The following is a 22,584-nucleotide window of genomic DNA, read 5'->3' as shown; positions in this document are numbered from 1 at the left end:
CCGAACGTGAAGATCGACAACGAAATTCAACGCTTCACCGACGCACCCCGAGCCCAACTCTCCACCATCAACCCCAACGGCACACCACACCTGGTACCGATCGTCTTCGCCGTCTCGCCCACCGGCGACCGTATCTTCACCGCCATCGACTGGAAACCCAAGACAACCCAGAAACTCCAGCGACTCGACAACATTCGCGCAGACCCCGCCGTCAGCCTCATCGTCGACCACTACTCCGACGATTGGTCACAACTCTGGTGGATCCGCGCCGACGGAAACGCGCACATCGTCGACACCGCCAGCGACGAAGGCACATCGGCAACAGACGCCTTGGTCGCCAAATACAGGCAATACAAGAACAACAGACCCGACGGGCCAGTGATCATCATCGACAAACTGTCGTGGAGATCCTGGTCCGCCTCCTGACCCGCCCCCCCGCCCACTCAATGTGACATTTGGTGGCCTTTTCGACTGTCAATGGCACATCGAGTGGACATGCCGGCGCTTACGCACGCAGAAAATCGTTCGCCGGTGTGTCGGGTTCCCGTCAGACTGTGCGGCATGGCCTGTGTACCCCCCGATCGAATTGTGACCGAACGCCTCGTGATTCGTCGCGAGTCGGTGCACGATGCCGATGTCATTGCCGATGCAATCGATCGCAATCGCACTCGGCTGCTGCCGTGGATGGGGTGGGTGACGGACGCAGCTGCCGAGGCTTCGACGCAGGTCGCTCGTATTGCAGACGCCGGCGAGCAATGGGAAGCCGGGGAGGTGTTCGACTACGGAATTTTCGAGCTCGCCGACGGCTCGTTTCTGGGCAAGATCGGTATGCATCGCAGGATCGGGCCATCCGGAATCGAATTGGGATACTGGCTCGACGTCAGGGCCGAGGGCCGTGGAGTGATCACCGAAGCCACCACTGCGCTCGTACGGGAGGCGCTCGAGCTGGAAGACATCGAGCGGGTCGAAATCCATTGTGATGCAGCGAACTCGAGGAGTCAGGCCGTACCGCGGAGGCTTGGTTTCGCCCTCGACAGGATCGAGAATCGACCGATAGCAGCTGCGTCCGAGACCGGCCGTCACATGGTGTGGGTATATCAACCGGACTGTCGGTAGTTCAGGTCCGTTCTGGGGCGCACCGTCACGTTGGGTCGGTCTCTGGCCCTGGCCTGGGCGTAGCGTGCTCGCAAGTCCCGCAGCACCCGTTCTGGATCATCACGAATATCACTCGGCAGATGGGTCACGACGATGAGACCGGCGTTCTGCGCTCGCTCGCGCCGCGCCACGGTCGCCCGGTGGGCCGCGGGCGACAGGTGAAATTCGAGTGAGTCGATCTCCCAGTCCAATGCGACGTCGTCGAGCCAATTGTCGGCGATCAGCAGGAGCTTGCCGTGTTCGTCGTACACGGCCACATTGTGTTGCATCGCCGGAAGTCCGCTGCGTCCGTACAGCTTCTGGGCCTGGGCTTCGGCCACAGAATGCGCGCCCGCGGCCAATTCCCTCAGCACTCGACGCGGCATCGCAGTCCCTCGCGTACTGCCGGCGTCGAGTTCTTTCATGATCGCGTCCACAGTGGCTGCCCCTCGCTGCACGACGCTCGCAATCAGCGCCATGCACTGCTCGGTGTTCCTCATCCGCCGAACCGCATCGCACAGGCACCGAACGATCGGCGCGACGCGAAGCCCCGACTTGATCTCCGCAGTCGGCATCCGCCACGTCCGCTCGATCGACGCGAAGCCCACCGACTTGCGATGTTGCGACTCGGGAATGAGTGCGAAGGTCTCCTCGAACGAGCCCGACGTGCCCAAACCGTGCAACGCCAACCCGGCACGGCCGCTGATGACCGCATCGCGCCCGCAGTAGATGGACACCGCGGTCGCGCGCTCGATCGGAGTCAACGGGCGATTCTTCAAGAACACCAACCCGGGCAGCGCGCGCGACCAGATGCCGTCGGGCAAGGTACGTCGAACAATTGTCTTGGACGCCACCCCGAGTTGGAGTAGATCAGCCGTCCTCACCAATCCGCGATCCGACGCAGCAGCGATCGCCTTCGCATCGATTCGTGCGCCGCCCCGCTTCATGCACATGATGATGCGCTGTCCGCACGACACGAATCAGACGCAACGATGGGAAACGAAAAGCCCTGTGGACAACTCACACCCTGTGGATAACTCGGGTCGCGACCCACGAGCCGCACTCCCCAATCGACAGTCCGAGTTGGCCGACAGGTCGACTCGGAGGTCCACTCGATGTGCCATTGACCGTCGAAAGGGCCACTGAACGTCACATTGAGTGGGCGAAATGTGCAGGCAGTGGTCGACTGACTCGGGGGCGACGGGGATACCGTCTACTTTGCATAGGTGCATTCTGACTTCGGGAGTGAGATATGACGGCGACAGCAGTTCCCTCGGAACGGTCCGGTTCTACGGCTCCGCGGTCGTTTGCTCCGCCGGAGCGCGGTCGTTTGCGTGAGGTTCCGCATATTGCGGGCCTGGTGCTCGGTGTGTTCGCGGTGCTGTTGTTTCTGTGGAGTCTGTCGCCGACTCTTCGTTTTCTGGTGCACGCCCCGCGCGAGTACGTGGACAACTATTACTTCGATGCGCCGGATACGAGTTTGTCGTGGGCTCTGGTTGTCGGGCTGTTGGCGGCAGCGTTGGCGAGTCGCAAGCGAATTGCGTGGTGGTTGCTGACGATTTATCTGGTGTTGCTGGCGATCACCAACGTCGTCGAGGGCATCACGGACGAGAGCATCAATTCGTGGATCGCGCTTGCGGTGCATGTGTTGATGGTGGGGTTGTTGATCGCAGCGCGCAAGGAGTTCTACACCCGGGTCCGGCGCGGTGCGGTGTGGAAGGCGCTCGGGGTGCTGGTGCTCGGTGCGGCGGTCGGGACGGTCGTCGGGTGGGTGCTGGTGGCGGCGTTCCCCGGGTCGTTGCCCGAGGGGCAGACGTTTCTGTGGGCGTTCAACCGCGTCACAGCGTTGGCGACGGTGGACAACGAGCAGTTCGACGGCAGGCCCAATGGCTTCGTCAACACTGCGTTGGGATTGTTCGGCGCGCTGGCGTTGCTCGGTGCCGTCGTCACGTTGTTTCGGTCGCAGCGGTCGGGCAATGCGCTCACCGGTCGCGATGAGTCGGCTCTGCGCGGCCTGCTGGACAAGTGGGGTGGCGACGATTCCCTCGGCTACTTCGCGACCCGCCGCGACAAGGGCGTCATCTTCGCCACCAGCGGCAAGGCGGCGGTCACGTATCGCGTCGAGGTCGGTGTGTGTTTGGCGAGCGGGGATCCGATCGGCAACCCCGAGGCCTGGCCCCATGCGATTTCGGAGTGGCTCGAGCTGGCCGAGAAATACGGTTGGACCCCAGCGGTCATGGGAGCCAGCGAGATCGGTGCCACGGCGTACAAGCGGGCCGGTCTGAGTGTCCTCGAACTCGGCGACGAAGCAATCCTGAAGACCAAAGATTTCAACCTCAATGGACGCGAGATGCGCCCCGTGCGTCAGGCGGTCAACCGGGCTCGCAAGGCGGGTGTCGTGGTCACCGTGCGTCGTCATCGCGATATTTCGCGCGAGGAGATGTCGGAGATCATTTCCTGCGCGGATGCGTGGCGCGATACCGAGACCGAGCGCGGATTTTCGATGGCGTTGGGCCGGTTGGGTGATCCGCTCGACGGCGATTGCCTTCTGGTGCAAGCAGTTCAGGGCGAGAAGGTGATCGGTGTTCTCTCGCTGGTGCCGTGGGGTCGTACCGGTGCGTCGCTGGATCTGATGCGCCGCGATCCGTCGTCGCCGAACGGGGTCATCGAGCTGATGGTGACCGAGTTGGCCACCGGTGCAGACAATTTCGGTGTCAGCAAGATCTCGCTGAACTTCGCGGTGTTCCGTGCGGCGTTCGAGGAGGGCAGCCGAATCGGGGCCGGACCGGTGCTGCGAATCTGGCGCGGCTTGCTGGTGTTCTTCTCCCGGTGGTGGCAGCTCGAGGCGCTGTATCGCTCGAACGTGAAGTATCGGCCCGAGTGGGAGCCGCGCTACCTGTGCTTCGCCGAAAATCGGGTGTTGCCCAAGGTCGGCGTCGCGTCGGCCATCGCGGAGGGCTTCGTGACTCTGCCGAGCTTCCGGCGCGCGTCGAAGCACACCGGATCCCATGTTTCAGTGCCGGCCGCGCTGGCCGACGCCGACCACATCCATCCCGACGGCAGTGGCCCCGACAGCGTGCCGGACGAGCCGACCCCGGCTCGTAAGCGCCCCGACCAGGTACGTGTACGCATGTCCAAGCTCGACCGCCTCGAACGCGACGGTGTCGAGGGTTATCCGGTCGCCTATCCCCCGACGCACACCATCGAGGCTGCGGCGGCATCGCCCCAGGGCACTACGGTGCGAATTGCCGGACGCATCCTCCGCATCCGAGATTACGGCGGCGTCGTATTCGCCGTGGTTCGGGACTGGTCGGCCGATATGCAGGTGCTTTTCGACCGCGATCGCGTCGGGGATTCGATCGAGAACTTCGGCTCCGATTTCGATCTCGGCGATCTCATCGAGGTCAGTGGCTCCATCGGTCGCAGCAAGCGCGGCGAGCTCTCGCTCATCGCTGCCGACTGGCGCATGAACGCCAAATGTCTGCACCCGTTGCCGGACAAGTACCGCGGACTGACCGACCCCGAGGCCCGGGTGCGGCAGCGCTACGTCGATCTGGCCATCAATCGTGACGCGCGTTCTCTGCTCATCGCGAGGTCGAATGTCGTGAAATCCCTGCGTGATTCGTTGGGAGACCGCGGCTACCTGGAAGTCGAAACGCCGATTTTGCAGCAGGTGCACGGCGGGGCGAACGCGGCCCCGTTCGTCACCCACATCAACGCCTACAACCTCGATCTGTACCTCCGCATCGCCCCGGAGCTGTATCTCAAGCGGCTGTGCGTCGGCGGCATGGAGAAGGTGTTCGAGATCGGCCGGGTGTTCCGCAACGAAGGGGCGGACTTCAAACACAATCCCGAGTTCACGATTCTCGAGGCCTACGAAGCTCACAGTGACTACGAGCGCGCAATGGTGTTGTGCCGTGAACTGATTCAGCGAGCGGCAGTGGCTGCGCATGGTCGCGAGATCATCCTGCGGCCCGACGGTCCGGACGGGGAGATGATCGAGATCGACATCTCCGGCGAATGGCCCGTCAAGACTCTGCACGGTGCCGTCGCCGACAAGTTGGGGGTGTCGGTCGAGCCGGCGACTCCGCTCGACGAGCTACAACGCCTGTGCGACGAGAACGACATTCCGTACGAGAAGTCCTGGGATGCAGGGGCCGTCGCCCAGGGAATGTACGAGCATCTGGTCGAGGACTACACAGAATTCCCCACCTTCTACAAGGACTTCCCGACGTCGATGTCCCCGTTGACGAGACCGCACCGCAGCATTCCGGGCGTCGCGGAGAAGTGGGATCTCGTCGCGTGGGGCGTAGAACTCGGCACCGCGTACAGCGAACTGACCGACCCCGTCGACCAGCGCAGACGCCTCACCGAGCAATCCCTGCTGGCGGCCGGCGGCGACGAGGAGGCGATGAGCTTGGACGAGGATTTCTTGCAGGCACTCGAACACGGGATGCCGCCGACCGGCGGGCTGGGCATGGGCGTCGACCGCGTCGTCATGCTGATCACCGGTGGAAGCATCCGGGAAACACTGGCGTTCCCGTTGGCCAAGCCACGTCAGTGACGGTCGGTCTCGACGGGACCGCTGGACGCGACGGCCAAAAACAAGGAGTATGACTGGAAACAGTGGCGAAAACCGGAAACGCGTCACCGAGATCGCCCTGGAGAAGACATGGACCGCGGAGCCCGAACCGAGCCGACTGCGTTGTTTCCCGTGAAACATCCCCCCGGACACTTCGTCGAAGTCGACGGCCAGCGCCTCCACATCCTCGCCCGAGGTTCCGGACCCACGATCGTGCTGTGCGGGGGGCTGGGCAGCAATTGGTTCGACTGGCAGGACACCGTGGAGATCCTCAGCGCCAGGCATCGCGTCGTGGTCATCGACCGTCCCGGATTCGGACTCAGCGACCCACTCCCGGCCGGCGCCACCCCTACCGTGAAAGGGGAGGCGGACCGCATCATCGGAGTTCTCGACGAACTCGACGTCACGGAACCGGCCGTCGTGGTCGGCCATTCCATTGCCGGCTTCTACGCCGAGGCCGTCGCGCGGCTGTACCCGTCGCGCATCCGCGGGGTCCTACTCCTCGACTCCAGCGCCGAATCCGATCCTCGACGTGTCATCCCTGCCGCCGTCCGGGTGAAAACCGCGCACATGATCGCGACGGCGCTCAGCAGAACCGGCCTGCAAACCCTGGCCGGCCCCCGCGTTCGCCGGGTCCTCAACCAAGCGACCCCGCCCGACGGCACACCGCAGGAGACGTTCGACTGGGTCGACGACATCTATCGCCGACCCACCTACCTCGCCGCCGCGCTGGTAGAGGACGTCGTCTATTCGGATCTCGCCGTGGAGCTGACACGTCTTCGCAAGAAGTCCCGGCTCGACGTACCCGTCATCGTGGCGGCCGCACACACGGGCCGACCGTCGCCGTGGGCCAAGAGATGGATCCGAACGCAACGGCGGCTCGCCGTGAAGTTGCGGGCCGATTTCACGATCCTCATGCCTGCACATCACCACGCCATGATCGACAAACCAGCCGAGGTGGCAGCCCTGATAACCGAACTGGTGTGACCCTCTCCGGCCGACGCACGTAACGTGTGTCACCGAGCCCGCAGCCCAAGACCCGAGCCGACGCTCGGCGATGGCGCGGTAGCACGAGAGGAAATCAAGCATGGGTGCGATCAGCACGACGCAGGGTCGACAGTCGAAACTACTCGGACTCGGCGTTCACCGCCCCGAGCGAGTAGTCACCAACGACGAGATCTGCGAATTCATCGACTCGAGTGACGAGTGGATTCAGACGCGATCGGGAATCAAGAACCGGCGCTTCGCCGAACCCGAAGAAAACGTCGTCCAGATGTCCATCTCGGCAGGGCGCAAAGCCCTCGAGGCCAGCGGAATCACGGCCGACCAGGTCGACACCGTCATCGTTGCCACCTCGACTCATCTGGAGCTGACACCCCAAGCGGCCGCGAAGGTAGCGCACGGACTCGGCACCAAGGGCCCGGCCGCATTCGACATCTGCGCCGGTTGCGCAGGCTTCTGCTACTCCTTGGCCGTCGCATCCGACCTGGTCAAGGCCGGAACTTCGAAGTACGTGCTGGTCATCGGCGCGGAGCAGCTCAGCGTCACCACCGACCCCTACGACCGCACCACGCGATTCATTTTCGCCGACGGCGCAGGTGCCGTCGTCGTCGGACAGAGCGACGAAACCGAGATCGGGCCCGCCGTATGGGGCTCGGACGGCTCGCAATCCGACGCCATCGTGCAGACCACAGACTGGTACGACTACATCACCAAAGCCGACTTGGAACGACCCTGGATCCGAATGAACGGCATCTCCGTCTTCCGCTGGGCCGCATTCGAGATGGGCAAGGCCGCGCAGAAAGTACTCGACGTCGCCGGCATCAAAACCGACGAACTGCACGCCTTCATCCCCCACCAGGCCAACAGCCGCATCACCGAGCTGCTGGCCAAGAGCCTCAACCTCGACGAGTCCACCCCCGTCGCCAACGACATCGCGGAAACCGGAAACACCTCGGCAGCCTCGATCCCCCTGGCAATGGAGGAACTCCTGCGAACCGGCAAAGCAAAAGCAGGAGATACCGCGCTGCTCCTCGCCTTCGGGGCAGGACTGTCCTACGCCGGACAGGTAGTCAAACTCCCCAACCTGTAGTCGATTCGGGACTGCACCAGAACCAGTGCACCCGGACCCCCAGTGCACTCGATGTGACGTTCAGTGGCCTTTTCGGCAGTCAATGTCACATCGAGTGGACTTGGGAGGCGGGTGTGGGCGCAATCGTGGTCAAGGCTGCCGTCGAGTCGTAGGGTTGTCGTATGCCGAAGCCTCCGCTGCCCGATGCCGCTGTCGAGTTGTTGAAGAAGGCGAATCCCGCTGTCATGGGTGTGGTTCGTGCCGATGGGACACCGATCACTGCGCCTACCTGGTATCTGTGGGAGGACGGGAAGATCGTGCTCAATTTCGACGCGTCCAGGAAGCGTCTCGAGCACATTCGGGCCAATCCGAAGGTCTCGGTTTCGGTGTTGGACGAGGCGAGTTGGTACACGCACGTGACGGTGCACGGTTCGATCGAGTTGCAGGGCGACCCGGATCTGGTGGACATCGATCGCATTTCGACGCACTACACCGGCAAGCCGTATCCGGTTCGGGATCAGCCGCGGGTGACCGGGTATGTGACCGTCGACGCGTATGTGGGCTGGGGCAAGCTCGGCTCGTAGCGTCGGTGGCGAACCGCTTGCGGCGGCAGTCTCGAGGTGTCACACTCCCGCAATGGTGAATCCGCAGGGCGAGGGCAGCGATCCGTTCGACGCATCGAACAAGGATCAGCCGTACCCGGGACAGCAGCAGTATCCGCAGTACCAGAACCCCCAATATCAAAACCCGCAGTACCAGAATCCCCAGTACCAGAACCCCCAGTACCCGTATGCCGGAGCGGGCTATCGGACTCCCGCGCCCACCAACACCCTGGCGATTGTCTCGCTCGTGTTGGCCGTTCTGGGGCTGACGTTTCTGCCGTTGATCGCATCCGTCTGTGCTGTTGTGTGCGGCCATATTTCGCGTGGTCAGATCAAACGCACCGGCGAAGGCGGGTCCGGATTCGCGACGGCAGGCATCATCGTCGGTTACGTGTCGATCGCGCTCTTCGTCATCATCGTGGGTGCGATCATTCTGTTCGCGGTCGCGGCGTCGACTTCATCCAGCTACTGAGACTTCATCCAGCTACTGAGACTTCATCCAGCTACTGAGACAGGCACGTCCAGGCGACTCTTCAGGCACGTCGCCCACACGCCTGCGATGAGGGCCAACGCAATGACGAACAGCGCCAACGCGTTCCATCCCAGGGATTGAAAGACGACTCCGCCGAGCCACCCTACGACGGACGATCCACCGTAGTAGAACAGGTTGTACAGCGAGGTCGCCTGGGCGCGGCCGTGCACGGCTCGTTGTCCCGTCCACCCCGATGCAATGGCATGGGCGGCAAAGAATCCCATGGTCAGGATCACCAATCCGATGAGGATCACGGCAAGGTTCGACGCCATGGTCAGCGCCACTCCGACAATCATCGTTGCGGTGGATCCGGCGAGAACTGCCGATCGCCCGTGCTTCGTCGCCAGCTTGCCCGCCACGCGCGAGGACACGGTTCCACTGAGATATGCCACGAAGATCAGGCTGATCAGCGATTGAGGGAGTCCGAACGGTACTGCTTCCAAACGGAATCCGAGGAAGTTGTAGATCGCGACGAATCCGCCCATCAGCAGGAAGCCCTGTCCGTACAGCGCGGCCATTCCCGGTTCACGCAAGTTCGTCCACAGCCGCCCCGGTAGGTCGCGGATCTCGCTGTGCACGAGCGTCGTTCGCGGCTTCGGGGCCAGCCACACGAACAGGGCTGCAGCCAGCGCTGCGATCACCGACACCGTCAACGTGCCGATGCGCCAATCGGTGTATTCGGCAACGGGTCCGGCGACGATGCGGCCCAGCAGCCCGCCCAGCGTCGTGCCCGAGACGTAGGTCGCGGCGGCCAGCGCGGTGTGACTGCGGTGCACTTCTTCGCTGAGGTACGCGATCGCGATGGCCGGGAGTCCACCCAGTGCAGCACCTTCGAAGAACCGAACGACCAGCAGCACCTCGAGCGACGGGGCAAGCGGTACCAGCAGGCCCAGCGTCGTCGCGGTGAGTATCGAGGCAGTCATCGCTCGCACTCGACCGATGCGGTCGGCCGCAACCGACCACGGGATCACCGACACTGCAACACCGACCGTCGCGAGACCGACCGCCAGCGAGGACTGCGACGGCGTGATGCCGAGATCGGCGGCGATCAGCGGCAGGATCCCCTGGACCGAGTACAGCTGAGCGAATGTCGCAACTCCGGCGAACAGCAACGCCAGCACGAGGCGTCGATATTCGCGTGATCCCCTCGGGTGTCCCTCCCACCCGAGGACGGTGGGCCGCGTCGTAGTCATACCGATCACGTTAGAAGTGCTTACGGTATTCGTCCAATGCATGAGAGGAACCCAACCGATACTGCGGCAATATGATTCGACCATGCGCCGCGAAACGATCGAGCTGCTCCCTCTGCTGCCGACCCTGGTCGCGGTGGCCGACACCGAACACATCACCGACGCCGCCCACGTCCTGGGCGTCCCGCAACCGACCGTCAGTCGTCAGGTCGCTCGCGCATCGACGATCCTCGGCACCGAGATCGTGGAACGACGCGGCCGCGGCATCGTGCTCACCAGCACCGGTCGAGTGCTGATCCCCTACCTGCAGCGGGCGTTGAGCGACATCGACGCCGGCATCGACGCCATGACCGAGCACGACGCCCGGGCCAGGGGCCGGATCGCCGTGGCGTTTCAGAACACGCTGGGCGAGGATGTCGTCCCCGCGCTGATTCGTCAGTTCCGCGTCGATCATCCGGCCGTGACGTTCGCGCTGGACCAGGGAGCACGCGCGCGCTGCCTGGAACGGCTCACCGACGGTGCGTCCGATCTGGCGTTCGTCTCGCTGAGCGCCGAACACACCGACGCCGATTCGTTCCAGCTCTACGACGAAAGGCTGATGCTCGTCGTCCCCGCCGATCACCGGCTGGCCGGCCGCAGATCGGTCGATCTTGCCGATACCGCCGACGAGGACTACATCGCGATGGGCCACGGCTTCGGGATGCGGTCGATCTGCGACGAGCTGTGGTCCGCCGCCGGCTTCACCCCGCGCATCGCGTTCGAGGGCCAGGACATCCACACCGTGCGCGGCCTCGTCGGTGCCGGCCTCGGTATCGCCATCCTGCCGCGAATACGCGCGCACGGGGGCGAGGGCGGAACCGTCGACATCGCGCTCAACCAGCCCGCGGCCCGCCGGCGCATCGGTATGGTGTGGAACCCGAGGGCCCACTCGCCGCGTCAGGTCTCGGCGTTCCGGTCCATGGTGCAGCGCAGTGGTCGGACACTCGTGATTAGGTGAGTCGATGCAACTGGTTCTGGTGCGGCACGCGCTGCCACAACGATCGGAGACCTCTGCCGATCCCTCTCTCGCCGAACTCGGCGTCGAACAAGCCCTGCGGGTGCCCGCTGCCGTAGCGCGGTTTCCGATTTCGCGGGTGCTGTCGAGCTCGCAGCTACGCGCCGTCCAGACTGCGCAGCCGCTCGCCGATCGGCTCGGAGTGACCGTCGAACCCGACGAGCGCTTGACCGAATACGATCGCGATTTCGGCGGCTACGTTCCCATCGAATCGGCCAAGACCGAGTTCCGCGAGGCATTCGACCGCATCAAAGCCGGGCATCTTCCCGAACAGGTCGATGAGCAGGCCTTTCGTCGACGCGTCCTGGCGGGGGTAGCCGACGTGGTGTCGACCAGCGCGCACACCGACACCGTCGCACTGTTCGCCCACGGCGGCGTGATCAACATTCTGCTGCAGGACATTCTGCAGACCCCGAAAGTCCTGGGGTTTCCGATCGACTACTGCTCGGTGACGCGCGTACTGTTCTCTCGCAGCGGTGCGAGGTCGGTCTCCTCGGTGAACGAGACCGAGCATGTGTGGGACCTACTCCCGCGCAACCGACAATCCACAGAGACCTCTTAGAGTCCCAGGTCAGCGGGGTCGAACCCTGCCCACCGAGTCGCTCGTTGGTCAATCCAGCCGCCGAGGGCAGTTAGCCTCGAACTCATCATGGGTGAATTGCGTATCTTCCGACGTCCTGCCGTTGCTCTCACCGCACTGGCGTTTCCTCTGGTAGCGGTGGGTGCTTTCGCCCTCGGCACCGGCTACGACCTCGGCGGCGAGTCCGCCTCGGAGAGCACCACCGTCGTCGCAGACACCGACCAGGCACCGGCGTCCGAACAGGCGACCGCGGATCCCCTCGCCAAGGCACGCAACAGCCTCAACAGTGCGTCGCTTCCCATCACGTTTCTCTCCAGTGGCATCGGCCAACTGACCGACGGCGGAACACAGCTCAACGACGGCGTCGGGCAGCTCGCCGACGGCATCACCCAGGCTCACGACGGAACCATCCAACTCGCCGACGGATTCGGACAGTACCGAGACGGAATCGGGCAGCTCGGCGACGGCGCGTCGCAGATCAGCGGTGGCGTCGACCAGGTCGTCGATCAGCTCGCCGGATTCGGAGCTCTGCAGGCCGACTTCACCGCGAAGCTCGCCGCCACGGCCGACCAGGTCGATCGCTTCCCGCACCCAGGATCCGACGCGGTCTCCGGTGAGATCCGCGGGGTGATCGACAACTTGAACACGCAGGCATTCGGTCCCGATACTCTCGCGCAGCTGCAGACCCTCAAGGACGGCGCTCAGCAGCTGTCCGGCGAACTCAACGACCCGAACAGTCAATTCCTCGGTGCCACCGCCCAGCTCGGCGACGCCACGGTGCAGCTACGGGACGGACTCGGCCAGCTCGATGACGGTGGACAACAGCTCAAAGCCGGTACCGATCAGCTCGTGACCGCCGTCAAGCCGGTCGAGGGCATCGTCAGCGGTATTGCCACCAACGTGCGCGACGCCTCCGCAGCACTTCCGCCGGGCACCGCTGCCGCCGGAGCGGACGAGACCACGTCCGATCAGAATCTCGCTGCCATCTCGACGTCCACCGGTACCGGTGCCACCCCGTACCTGATCGCCGCCCTGGTGGCCCTCGGGGCCCTCGGCTGCGTCAGTCTCGTGCGAGTGCTCGGCCGGGACAGCAAGCCGCGGTGGCTCGCCATCGGAGCAGCGGTGGCCGCAGTAGGGGTGAGCGCCGCATTCGCGTTTGCGTTCGCCACCGACGCGGCGATCGGACCGGTGGTCGGAGCAGGCGCATTCCTGGTCGTCTCCGCCGCCGCGTACCTCGCCGCCGCGGGTGCGATTCAGCGCGTGCTCGGGGCGGTCGTGGGGCAGATCGTCAACGTCGTTGCCCTCGCGGTGCAGGTCGTCGTCTGCGGTCTCGCGTACACCTCGACCGCGCCGATCTGGGGTGATCTCGCAGCATTCATGCCGATGAGCTACACCGCCGCCGGTGCCCGCATCATCGCGTCGGGCGAGATGAGCGGGACCGGCTGGCTCGCAATCGGTGCCACGGTGGCCTTGTTGGCCGTCTCGGCACTCGTCTACGCGAGCGCTCGGGGTGACTCAGCCGACGGGCCGGAGCGGGTGGATGGCGGGCGCGGCCGCGAGATGGGGACCGAACTCGCTTAGAGCCTTCTGCAGATGCGGAGTCTGCATATGCCCGTCCAGGTCCTCCTGCGACTTCCAGACCTCGATGGTGATGAAGGTGCCGGGCTCGACTGCCGACTCGAACAGCTTGTAGGAGACATTGCCGTCTTCTTTTCGTGATTCGGCGACCAGTGCCGACAGGCCGTCGCGGACGGCGTCGACGGCGTCCGGCTTGGCGATGATCGTCGCGACTACCTCGAGATCGTTGCTCATGATGAGTTTGTTCCTTCGTTCGGCGAGACACACTTTCCTCAACGAACGTACTCCCGGCCCACCTAAGCTGAGGTTGTCCACGCGGAAGGGAAGTCACAGTGAGCCACAGGGTCACCGAGCAGCGCGCCACGAAGAAGGATTGGCTCGGCCTCGCGGTACTGGTCGTACCCATTCTCGTCGTCTCGATGGATATGTCGGTGCTGTACCTCGCACTGCCGTTCATGACGGCCGACCTCGAGCCCAGTAGCAATCAGACCCTGTGGATTCTCGATATCTACGGATTCCTGCTCGCCGGCCTGCTCATCACCATGGGCTCTCTGGGCGACCGGATCGGCAGACGCGCCCTACTGATGATCGGCGCGGTCGTTTTCGGTGCCGCATCCCTCGCCGCGACCTTCTCCACCTCGCCCGAGATGCTGCTGGTGGCGCGCGCTCTGCTGGGCGTCGGCGGAGCTACCATCGCACCGAGCACCCTGTCGTTGATACGCAACATGTTTCACGACCCTGCTCAGCGCAAGGAAGCCATCGGCCTGTGGACGGCCGGATTCGCAGGCGGAGCCGCGGTCGGGCCTGTCATCGGAGGCGTTCTGCTCGAACACTTCTGGTGGGGCTCGGTGTTTCTGATCAACATCCCGATCATGGTGCTGCTGTTCGTCGCCGCCCCCTTGCTCGTCCCCGAGTTCAAGGACTCCGACCCCGGCAAGTTCGACCCGATCAGCGTGGTCCTCGCGATCTCCTCGATGCTCTCGATCGTCTACGCCATCAAACACGGTGCACAGGAGGGAATCGACGCGGCAACGATCACCACCGCCGTCGTCGGCCTGGCGCTCGGCACGGTGTTCGTCATCCGACAACGTAAAGCTGCGAACCCACTGATCGATGTGACGCTGTTCGCCGAACGTGCCTTCAGCGCAGCCGTTGTGGTGCAGTTCCTCGTCATCTTCGCCATGACGGGGTTCAGCCTGTTCGCCTCGCAGTACCTGCAGCTGGTCGTCGGGCTCGGCCCCCTCGAAGCCGGACTGTGGTTGTTGATACCTGCCGTCGCCGCGGCGGCCGGCGCCGTCCTGGCACCGACGCTGAGCAAGGTGATCAGCACCGGCACCATCATCGCGGGTGGCCTGCTGTTCATCGCGTTCGGTTGCGCAGCAATGGTGTTCGTTGCCGTGGACTCGGGGCTGCCGTTGCTGCTCACCGGTATGGCACTGCTGACCTTCGGGATCGGAGCTGCGTCGACACTCAACTCCGACATCGTGCTCACCGCAGCGGCACCCGAAAAGGCCGGAGCGGCATCGGCACTGTCGGAGACCGGAGCCGAACTGGGCGGCGCCGTCGGCATCGCCATCCTCGGCACTATCGGCAGCACGGTCTACCGCAACGGTATGGAAGACGCTATCCCAGCCGGGACGCCGGCCGAGATCGCCGACCCGGCGCGCGAGACCATCGGCGGTGCGGTCGCCGTCGCCGACTACCTGCCGGAACCGTTCGCCTCGCAACTGACCGACGTCGCCCACTCGTCCTTCATCGATGGATTCAACCTCGCGGCAGGTACCAGCGCTGTTCTGATGGCGGTCAGTGCAGTAGCAATCTTCGTGTTGCTACGACGTCAGACCGCGTCGGCGATGTAACGCGACAGCCATCGGGTTGCGGATTCACCGTTCTCGACGTCGTAGCTCTGGTACTCCTGGTGAACTCCCGAGCGGTAGAACGCTTCGATCTCGCGCGTGCGCTGCTCGTTGGCCTGGTCGGTGAGCTGACCCTGCAGCACCGGCAGGCCGCCTGCTGCCGCGAGATCGGCGATCAACGACTGCGCCTCCTGCGAGTACTGATCGGCCACATCGGGCGCTGGGTTGGAGGAGACCGCGAGGAAGCCGGCCACTCGCGCCACGTAATCGTCCTTGGGCGTCGAGCAATACAGATCGCCGACGGCGCAGAAGGTCCGCACCACCGGACTGACGTAGCCGAATCCACCGACGCGAGGTCCGCCGACGCCGGTACCCACCACGGCAGGCCCCACCAAAGCGTCGGTGTCGGAGCGCTTCGGGTCCGAGATCAGACCCACCGCTGCAATCCGATCCGCAGGCACGACGCCTACGCCGGTACCGATCGACGCGGCGAGATCACCGGCGGCATCGGCACCTTGGCTGTACCCGATGATTCCCAGTTTCGTTGCGCCGCAGCGATCGGCCATGGCCCTCAGCATGCCGCCCGCGTTCGTCACCGCGGCGGCGCGTGACTGCCCGTACACCTCTCCCTCCCACGGGAAAGCGGTGGCGGGGTACGAGACGTAGTCGGTGCGAATATCGCCACCGAGACGATCGGTGACGTCGGTGAGCATTCCCGGCTTCGGAGCGGCACCCGAGCTGGTCTCCCACGTTCCCGGGATGGCCACGACATACATCGACGGGCAGTCGCCTGGGTCGGCAACGGCGGGCGATGCCGCACCGACGATCGCACCGGACACGACAGTTGCCACGACGCCGATTCCGGCGCAGAACTTCTTGACACTCATGGGAGGGGGCCTCACTGGTGAAAGTCGAACCATCGTTGTTCGATTTCACAGTGCCAGGGGCCTGTGACCATCAGATGCCCACATGGTTAACGGACGTAACCGGGCGTCACATCGTCGTATTCGTTCGCCCCCCGGTTGGGATCAATGTGAGATTCAGTCACACAGAGTGCAACAAAGCCACATTGATCCCAACCGGGGGCGCAGTACGAACGCTCAACTACCGCTGCGGTGCCTGGGTGGGCACGATCGGTGCGGGCAGTGCCGTCACTCCCTGCAGGAAGGTATCGACGGCGGCCGCACACGAGCGGCCCTCGGCGATGGCCCAGACGATGAGCGACTGGCCGCGACCCATGTCTCCGGCGACGAAGACGCCGGGAACGTTGGTGACCCACTCGTTGGAACGCTCGACGTTACCGCGCTGGTTGAAGTCGACGCCCAGATCGCTGAGCAGGCCGCCCTTGGCCGGACCGACGAATCCCATGGCCAGGAGCACCAGATCCGCTTCGAGTGTGAACTCGCTGCCCTCGACCTTCTCGAACTTGCCGGCCTTGAATTCGACCTCGCAGGCTTCGAGTGCGGTGACCTTGCCGTCTTCGCCGACGAAACGCTCGGTGTTGACGGAGAAGACTCGCTCGCCACCCTCTTCGTGTGCCGAGGCGACCCGGTACATGAGCGGATACGTCGGCCACGGGGTGGACGTCGCACGCTCCTCGGGCGGTCGGGCCATGATCTCGAACTGGTGGATGCTCTCCGCACCCTGGCGGTGCGAGGTGCCCAGGCAGTCGGCACCGGTGTCGCCGCCGCCGATGATGACGACCTTCTTGCCGTGCGCGCTGACGGGAGGCTCGGTGATGTCGCCCTGCTGCACGCGATTGGCGTGCGGCAGGAACTCCATGGCCTGGTAGATGCCCTCGAGTTCACGGCCCTCGATGGGCAGATCGCGCCACGCGGTGGCTCCGCCGGAGAGGACGATGGAGTCGAATTGCTCCCGCAGCTCGTCCGCCGAGATGTCCACGCCCACATCGACGTTGGTGCGGAAGACGGTTCCCTCGGCTTCCATCTGCGCGAGCCGACGGTCGATGTGCCGCTTCTCCATCTTGAACTCGGGGATGCCGTAGCGCAGCAATCCGCCGATGCGATCGGCACGCTCGAAGACCGTGACGGTGTGACCGGCGCGGGTGAGCTGCTGTGCTGCTGCAAGTCCCGCGGGACCCGAGCCGACGACGGCAACAGTCTTGCCGGTGAGGTGCGTCGGGTAGACCGGGGTGACCCAGCCCTCTTCGAAGGCCTTGTCGATGATCTCGACCTCGACCTGCTTGATGGTGACCGGATCCTGGTTGATGCCCAGGACGCACGACGCCTCGCACGGAGCGGGGCACAACCGCCCGGTGAACTCCGGGAAGTTGTTGGTGGCGTGCAGTCGATCGATGCTGTCGCGCCACCGATCCTTGAACACCAGGTCGTTCCACTCGGGAATCAGGTTCCCCAGTGGGCAGCCGTTGTGGCAGAACGGAATACCGCAGTCCATGCACCGGCTGGCCTGGGTGCGCAGAGTGTCCTTCGAGAAGTCCTCGTAGACCTCTTTCCAGTCCATCAGGCGCAGGTCGACGGGCCGCCGCTTGGGCACCTCGCGGACGGTGTTCTTCATAAAACCTTGTGGGTCACCCACGAGCTGCCTCCATGATCGCTTCGTCCACGTCCGCGCCGTTCTTCTCGGCTTCGGAGATGGCCAGCAGTACCTTCTTGTAGTCGCGAGGCATGACCTTCACGAAATGGTTCACCTGTTGTGACCAGTCCGCGAGGATCCGCTCGGCCACCTCGGAGCCGGTCTGCTCCTGGTGACGAGTGACGATGCCGCGGAGCCAGGTGAACTCGTCACCCTCGAGCTCCTCGATATCGACCAGCTCGGTGTTGAGGTTGGCCTCGAACGTCTTGTTCGGATCGAAGATGAACGCGACGCCGCCGGACATGCCGGCACCGAAGTTACGGCCCGTCTCGCCGAGGATGACGACCTTGCCGCCCGTCATGTATTCACATCCGTGATCGCCGACACCTTCGACGACGGCCTCGGCACCGGAGTTGCGTACGGCGAATCGTTCGCCGACGACACCGCGAATGAGTGCCTCACCGCTGGTGGCTCCGAACAGGAAGACGTTGCCACCGATGATGTTGTCCTCGGCGACGAATCCCTTGGGAGCGTCCAGAGACGGCCGCAGCACGAGGTGTCCACCGGACAGTCCCTTGCCGACGAAGTCGTTGGCGTCACCGTGCAGACGCAGCGTCATTCCGGACGGCACGAACGCACCGAAACTGTTGCCGGCCGAGCCGGTGAACGTGATGTCGATGGTGTCGTCCGGGAGCCCGACGCCGCCGTAGGCCTTGGTGACCTCGTGCCCGAGCATCGTTCCGACGGTGCGGTTGACGTTGGTGATCTTGGACTCGAACGCGACCTTCTCGCCCTTGTCCAACGCGTTCCGGCTCGCCGAGATGAGCTGCTGATCGAGGGCTTTGTCGAGACCGTGATCCTGAACGCCCGTGTTGTAGAGGTTCTGGTTCATGAAGGCCGACTCGACCTCTTCGAGGATCGGCGACAGGTCCAGCTTGGACGCCTTCCAGTGCTCCTTGGCAGCGGTGGTGTCCAGCAGACCGACCTGGCCGACGGCCTCGTCGAGCGTACGGAAACCGAACTCGGCCATGAGCTCACGGACCTCTTCGGCGATGAACATGAAGAAGTTCTCGACGAATTCCGGCTTGCCCGCAAAACGCTTGCGCAGCAACGGGTTCTGCGTTGCAACGCCGACGGGGCAGGTGTCGAGGTGGCAGACCCGCATCATGATGCAGCCCGAGACCACCAGCGGAGCGGTGGCGAAACCGAACTCCTCGCCGCCGAGCAGAGCGGCAACCATGACGTCACGGCCCGTCTTGAGCTGGCCGTCGACCTGGACGACGATGCGATCGCGAAGACCGTTGAGCAGCAACGTCTGCTGGGTCTCGGCCAGACCGAGCTCCCACGGACCACCGGCATGCTTGACCGAGGTCAGCGGCGTCGCGCCGGTGCCGCCGTCGTGGCCCGAGATGAGCACCACGTCGGCGTGCGCCTTGGACACACCTGCCGCGACGGTACCGACGCCGACCTCGGAGACCAGCTTCACGTGGATGCGGGCCTGCGGGTTGGCGTTCTTCAGGTCGTGGATCAGCTGTGCGAGATCCTCGATCGAGTAGATGTCGTGGTGCGGCGGCGGCGAGATCAGACCGACGCCGGGCGTGGAGTGCCGCACCTCGGCAACCCACGGATACACCTTGTGAGCCGGAAGCTGGCCGCCCTCACCGGGCTTGGCTCCCTGTGCCATCTTGATCTGGATGTCGGTGCAGTTGGTCAGGTAGTGCGAGGTGACACCGAAGCGTCCCGACGCGACCTGCTTGATGGCACTGCGTCGCCAGTCGCCGTTCTCGTCCGGCTCGAACCGCGAGACGTCCTCGCCGCCCTCACCGGAGTTCGAGCGCCCGCCGAGACGGTTCATGGCGATGGCCAGGGTCTCGTGCGCCTCGGCCGAGATGGAGCCGTAGCTCATCGCACCCGTCGAGAAACGCTTGACGATCTCACTGGCCGGCTCGACCTCGTCGATCGAAATCGCTTGCCGCTCTTCGGTCTTGAAACGGAACAGACCTCGTAGCGACGCGAGCCGCTCGGACTGGTCGTCGACCATCTTCGTGTATTCCTTGAAGATGTCGTACTGACCGGTGCGAGTGGAGTGCTGCAGCTTGAACACTGTGTCGGGGTTGAAGAGGTGGTATTCCCCCTCCCGACGCCACTGGTACTCGCCGCCCGTCTCGAGCTCGCGATGCGCACGCTCCTGACGGTTCTCGAGGTACGCCACCGCGTGCCGCGCTGCGACGTCGTCGGCGACCTGATCGAGATCGATACCGCCGAGGTGGCTGTTGAGCCCGGTGAAGTACTCGTCGACCAGTTCCTGCGAGAGGCCGATGACCTGGAACAGCTGAGCACCGGTGTACGACGCCAGGGTCGAGATGCCCATCTTGGACATCACCTTCAGCACACCCTTGCCTGCGGCCTTGATGTAGTTCGCGACGGCCTTGTCGAGATCGATATCGGTGAGGGCACCGCGCTCGATCATGTCCTCGATCGACTCGAACGCCATGTACGGGTTGACCGCTGCGGCACCGAATCCGATGAGCAGAGCCATGTGGTGCACCTCGCGGGCGTCACCGGACTCGATGATCAGACCGACCTTGGTCCGGGTCTTTTCGCGGACCAGGTGATGGTGCACGGCAGAGGTGAGCAGCAGCGACGGAATCGGGGCGAGCTTCTCACTGGACTCGCGATCCGAGAGCACGACGATGCGCGCGCCGCCCGAGATGGCCGCCGACACTTGAGCTCGGATGGCCTCCAACGACTTTCGGAGACCCTCACCGCCCTCGGCGACCGGGTAGAGGCCGCGCACGACCACCGAACGAAGCCCCTCCTGGGTTCCTTCGTCGTTGACGTGCACGAGCTTGGAGAGATCGTCGTTGTGCAGGATCGGCTGCGGCAGCACGATCTGCTTGCAGCTGTCGGCACCCGGATTGAGCAGATCGCCCTCGGGTCCGATGGTGCCGCCGAGGCTGGTGACGATCTCTTCGCGGATCGCGTCGAGCGGCGGGTTGGTGACCTGCGCGAAGAGCTGCGAGAAGTAGTCGAACAGCATCCGCGGACGGGCCGACAGGACGGCGATGGGGGTATCGGTGCCCATGGAACCGATGGCCTCGGCTCCGGACTTGGCCATCGGCGAGACCAGCACGTTCAGTTCCTCGGTGGTGTAGCCGAAGATCTGCTGGCGAATGAGAACTCGATCGTGCGGCATGTGCACGTGCGGGCGCTCGGGCAGATCGTCGATCGAGGTCAGACCCTCGTCGAGCCACTGCTGGTACGGGTGCTCGGCAGCGAGCTCGTCCTTTATCTCGTCGTCGGAGACGATCCGGCCCTGCGCGGTGTCGACCAAGAACATGCGGCCGGGCTGCAGGCGTACCTTACGGACGACCTTCGACGGGTCGATGTCCAGAACGCCGACCTCGGACGCCATGACGACCAGACCGTCGTCGGTGACCCACAGCCGGCTCGGACGCAGGCCGTTGCGGTCCAGGACAGCTCCGATGACGGTGCCGTCGGTGAAGCACACCGATGCCGGTCCGTCCCAGGGCTCCATCAGCGAAGAGTGGTACTTGTAGAACGCCCGACGTGCGGGGTCCATGGACTCGTGCCGCTCCCAGGCCTCGGGGATCATCATCAGCACGGCGTGCGGAAGGCTTCGTCCGCCGAGATGCAGCAGCTCGAGCACCTCGTCGAAACGTGCCGTGTCACTTGCTCCGTGGGTGACCACGGGGAAGATCTTCTCGAGTGCATCGGAGCCGCCGAACACATCCGAGGTGATGAGCGCTTCACGGGCGCGCATCCAGTTCTCGTTGCCGGTGGCGGTGTTGATCTCGCCGTTGTGCGCGACGCGGCGGAACGGATGCGCCAGCGGCCACGACGGGAACGTGTTGGTGGAGAAGCGCGAATGCACCAGTCCGAGTGCACTTTCCACACGCTCGTCCTGCAGGTCCAGGTAGAAACCCTTGAGCTGAGGAGTGGTCAGCATTCCCTTGTAGACGAACGTCTGCGAGGACAGCGACGGGAAGTACACGGTTTCGCGGCCGGGGCCGTCCTTGCCCGCGCCCTCTTCGCCCAGCTCGTGCTCGACGCGCTTACGGATGACGAACGCCGTGCGCTCGAGATCGAGATCGGTAACGGAGCGGTCGGGTGCGGCGAAGAACAGCTGACGGAACGTCGGCATCGCATCGCGCGCGAGCGCCCCGAGAGAGGAGTCGTCGGTGGGAACATCACGCCACCCGAGGACGGTCATGCCCTCGTCGACAACGATCTTCTCGACACCTTCGCAGGCGCGCGCGGCGTCGCTGCGGCCTTGCGGAAGGAATGCAACTCCGGTGGCATACGCGCCCGCGGCGGGAAGCTCGAAATCCACGACGGCACGGAAGAATGCGTCCGGTACCTGGATCAGAATTCCGGCGCCGTCACCGGTGTTCGGTTCGGAGCCGGCAGCACCGCGGTGCTCGAGGTTGACCAGTGCGGTGATCGCCTTCTCGACGATGTCGCGACTGCGACGACCGTGCATGTCCACAACGAACGCGACACCACAGGAGTCGTGCTCGTTGATCGGATCGTAGAGGCCTTGCGGGCCCGGAGTGCGCTTCATACCTAGCCTTTTCGATAAGTCCAGCTTTCGAGTGCGCCAGAGCGGCTCGGCACAGATCGCCGACCGTCGCGGACGGCTGTCGGGTGCCATTCGCCGTTGAAGAAGCACCCCCGAACGTCGATCCTTGCCTACCGTCGAGCAGATCAGCTCTGGGCACACACAAGCCTCGGTCGGGCGGATCGGCCGTTTGTACGCCGGTCCGATGACAAACGATAAATCAGCTACCAGGTAACACTGAAATAAGGTAAGCCTAATAACGCCCCGGAG

General features: G+C 64.3%; 17 protein-coding genes. 11 read left to right on the top strand and 6 right to left on the bottom strand.

The window, feature by feature from the left end:
• Positions 1-6: 6 nt before the first annotated feature.
• Positions 7-426 (top strand): TIGR03668 family PPOX class F420-dependent oxidoreductase, encoded by a 420-nt coding sequence (locus tag RHODMAR_RS04435; RefSeq protein ID WP_008711706.1) that lies wholly within the window; start codon positions 7-9, stop codon positions 424-426.
• 135 nt (positions 427-561) lie between these two features.
• On the top strand, positions 562-1,116 hold the full coding sequence (locus tag RHODMAR_RS04430) for a GNAT family N-acetyltransferase (RefSeq protein ID WP_008711703.1): 555 nt from the start codon (positions 562-564) through the stop codon (positions 1,114-1,116).
• On the opposite strand, the gene RHODMAR_RS04425 is transcribed toward RHODMAR_RS04430, so the two are convergent.
• A complete protein-coding gene (locus tag RHODMAR_RS04425) occupies positions 1,098-2,081 on the bottom strand; it encodes a hypothetical protein (RefSeq protein ID WP_042937962.1) in 984 nt (327 codons plus the stop codon). The genes RHODMAR_RS04430 and RHODMAR_RS04425 overlap by 19 nt on opposite strands.
• Positions 2,082-2,386: 305 nt before the next feature.
• Here RHODMAR_RS04425 and lysX point away from each other — a divergent pair, with 305 nt between their 5' ends.
• The 5 genes from lysX (at position 2,387) to RHODMAR_RS04400 (ending at position 8,861) form a co-directional block, all read left to right on the top strand.
• On the top strand, positions 2,387-5,698 hold the full coding sequence (gene lysX / locus RHODMAR_RS04420) for a bifunctional lysylphosphatidylglycerol synthetase/lysine--tRNA ligase LysX (protein WP_008711699.1): 3,312 nt from the start codon (positions 2,387-2,389) through the stop codon (positions 5,696-5,698).
• Positions 5,699-5,806: 108 nt separating this feature from the next.
• Entirely contained in the window at positions 5,807-6,703 is an 897-nt protein-coding gene (locus RHODMAR_RS04415) for an alpha/beta fold hydrolase (protein WP_008711696.1), read from the top strand.
• A gap of 100 nt (positions 6,704-6,803) precedes the next feature.
• Positions 6,804-7,808, top strand: coding sequence for a beta-ketoacyl-ACP synthase III (locus RHODMAR_RS04410; RefSeq protein ID WP_008711693.1), 1,005 nt, complete (start codon positions 6,804-6,806; stop codon positions 7,806-7,808).
• 161 nt (positions 7,809-7,969) lie between these two features.
• Positions 7,970-8,371, top strand: coding sequence for a PPOX class F420-dependent oxidoreductase (locus RHODMAR_RS04405; RefSeq protein ID WP_008711691.1), 402 nt, complete (start codon positions 7,970-7,972; stop codon positions 8,369-8,371).
• Between the two features lie 52 nt (positions 8,372-8,423).
• Positions 8,424-8,861 (top strand): DUF4190 domain-containing protein, encoded by a 438-nt coding sequence (locus tag RHODMAR_RS04400; RefSeq protein WP_008711689.1) that lies wholly within the window; start codon positions 8,424-8,426, stop codon positions 8,859-8,861.
• A gap of 23 nt (positions 8,862-8,884) precedes the next feature.
• Here the strand turns inward: RHODMAR_RS04400 and RHODMAR_RS04395 are convergent, their stop codons facing one another.
• Complete coding sequence (locus RHODMAR_RS04395) at positions 8,885-10,114, bottom strand: MFS transporter (protein WP_051047780.1); 1,230 nt, start codon at positions 10,112-10,114, stop codon at positions 8,885-8,887.
• Between the two features lie 82 nt (positions 10,115-10,196).
• Between RHODMAR_RS04395 and RHODMAR_RS04390 the strand changes: the two genes are divergently transcribed.
• The 3 genes from RHODMAR_RS04390 to RHODMAR_RS04380 all read left to right on the top strand — a co-directional run bounded on the left by RHODMAR_RS04390 (position 10,197) and on the right by RHODMAR_RS04380 (position 13,326).
• Positions 10,197-11,108, top strand: coding sequence for a LysR family transcriptional regulator (locus tag RHODMAR_RS04390; RefSeq protein WP_008711685.1), 912 nt, complete (start codon positions 10,197-10,199; stop codon positions 11,106-11,108).
• Between the two features lie 4 nt (positions 11,109-11,112).
• Positions 11,113-11,727, top strand: a complete 615-nt coding sequence (locus RHODMAR_RS04385) for a histidine phosphatase family protein (protein ID WP_008711683.1) — start codon at positions 11,113-11,115, stop codon at positions 11,725-11,727.
• Between the two features lie 87 nt (positions 11,728-11,814).
• Complete coding sequence (locus tag RHODMAR_RS04380; protein WP_008711681.1) at positions 11,815-13,326, top strand: phage infection protein; 1,512 nt, start codon at positions 11,815-11,817, stop codon at positions 13,324-13,326.
• On the opposite strand, the gene RHODMAR_RS04375 is transcribed toward RHODMAR_RS04380, so the two are convergent.
• Positions 13,261-13,557, bottom strand: a complete 297-nt coding sequence (locus RHODMAR_RS04375; RefSeq protein ID WP_042937947.1) for a putative quinol monooxygenase — start codon at positions 13,555-13,557, stop codon at positions 13,261-13,263. The genes RHODMAR_RS04380 and RHODMAR_RS04375 overlap by 66 nt on opposite strands.
• Positions 13,558-13,655: 98 nt before the next feature.
• Between RHODMAR_RS04375 and RHODMAR_RS04370 the strand changes: the two genes are divergently transcribed.
• Complete coding sequence (locus RHODMAR_RS04370) at positions 13,656-15,182, top strand: MFS transporter (RefSeq protein WP_008711679.1); 1,527 nt, start codon at positions 13,656-13,658, stop codon at positions 15,180-15,182.
• On the opposite strand, the gene RHODMAR_RS04365 is transcribed toward RHODMAR_RS04370, so the two are convergent.
• From RHODMAR_RS04365 to gltB, 3 genes are all read right to left on the bottom strand, one after another.
• Positions 15,161-16,066: a cutinase family protein gene (locus RHODMAR_RS04365; protein WP_008711677.1), complete on the bottom strand. Its 906-nt coding sequence runs from the start codon at positions 16,064-16,066 to the stop codon at positions 15,161-15,163. The two genes, RHODMAR_RS04370 and RHODMAR_RS04365, sit on opposite strands and share 22 nt — an antisense overlap.
• Before the next feature lie 217 nt (positions 16,067-16,283).
• Complete coding sequence (locus RHODMAR_RS04360) at positions 16,284-17,735, bottom strand: glutamate synthase subunit beta (RefSeq protein ID WP_042937946.1); 1,452 nt, start codon at positions 17,733-17,735, stop codon at positions 16,284-16,286.
• On the bottom strand, positions 17,728-22,317 hold the full coding sequence (gltB, locus tag RHODMAR_RS04355) for a glutamate synthase large subunit (protein ID WP_008711673.1): 4,590 nt from the start codon (positions 22,315-22,317) through the stop codon (positions 17,728-17,730). Before gltB ends, RHODMAR_RS04360 begins: the two co-directional genes overlap by 8 nt.
• Between the last annotated feature and the right edge of the window lie 267 nt (positions 22,318-22,584).

This window comes from Rhodococcus sp. AW25M09 (assembly GCF_000333955.1).
Classification (GTDB): domain Bacteria; phylum Actinomycetota; class Actinomycetes; order Mycobacteriales; family Mycobacteriaceae; genus Rhodococcoides.
The sequence above is the reverse complement of the archived record's forward strand: the minus strand, read 5'-3'. Positions and strand labels throughout refer to the sequence as shown.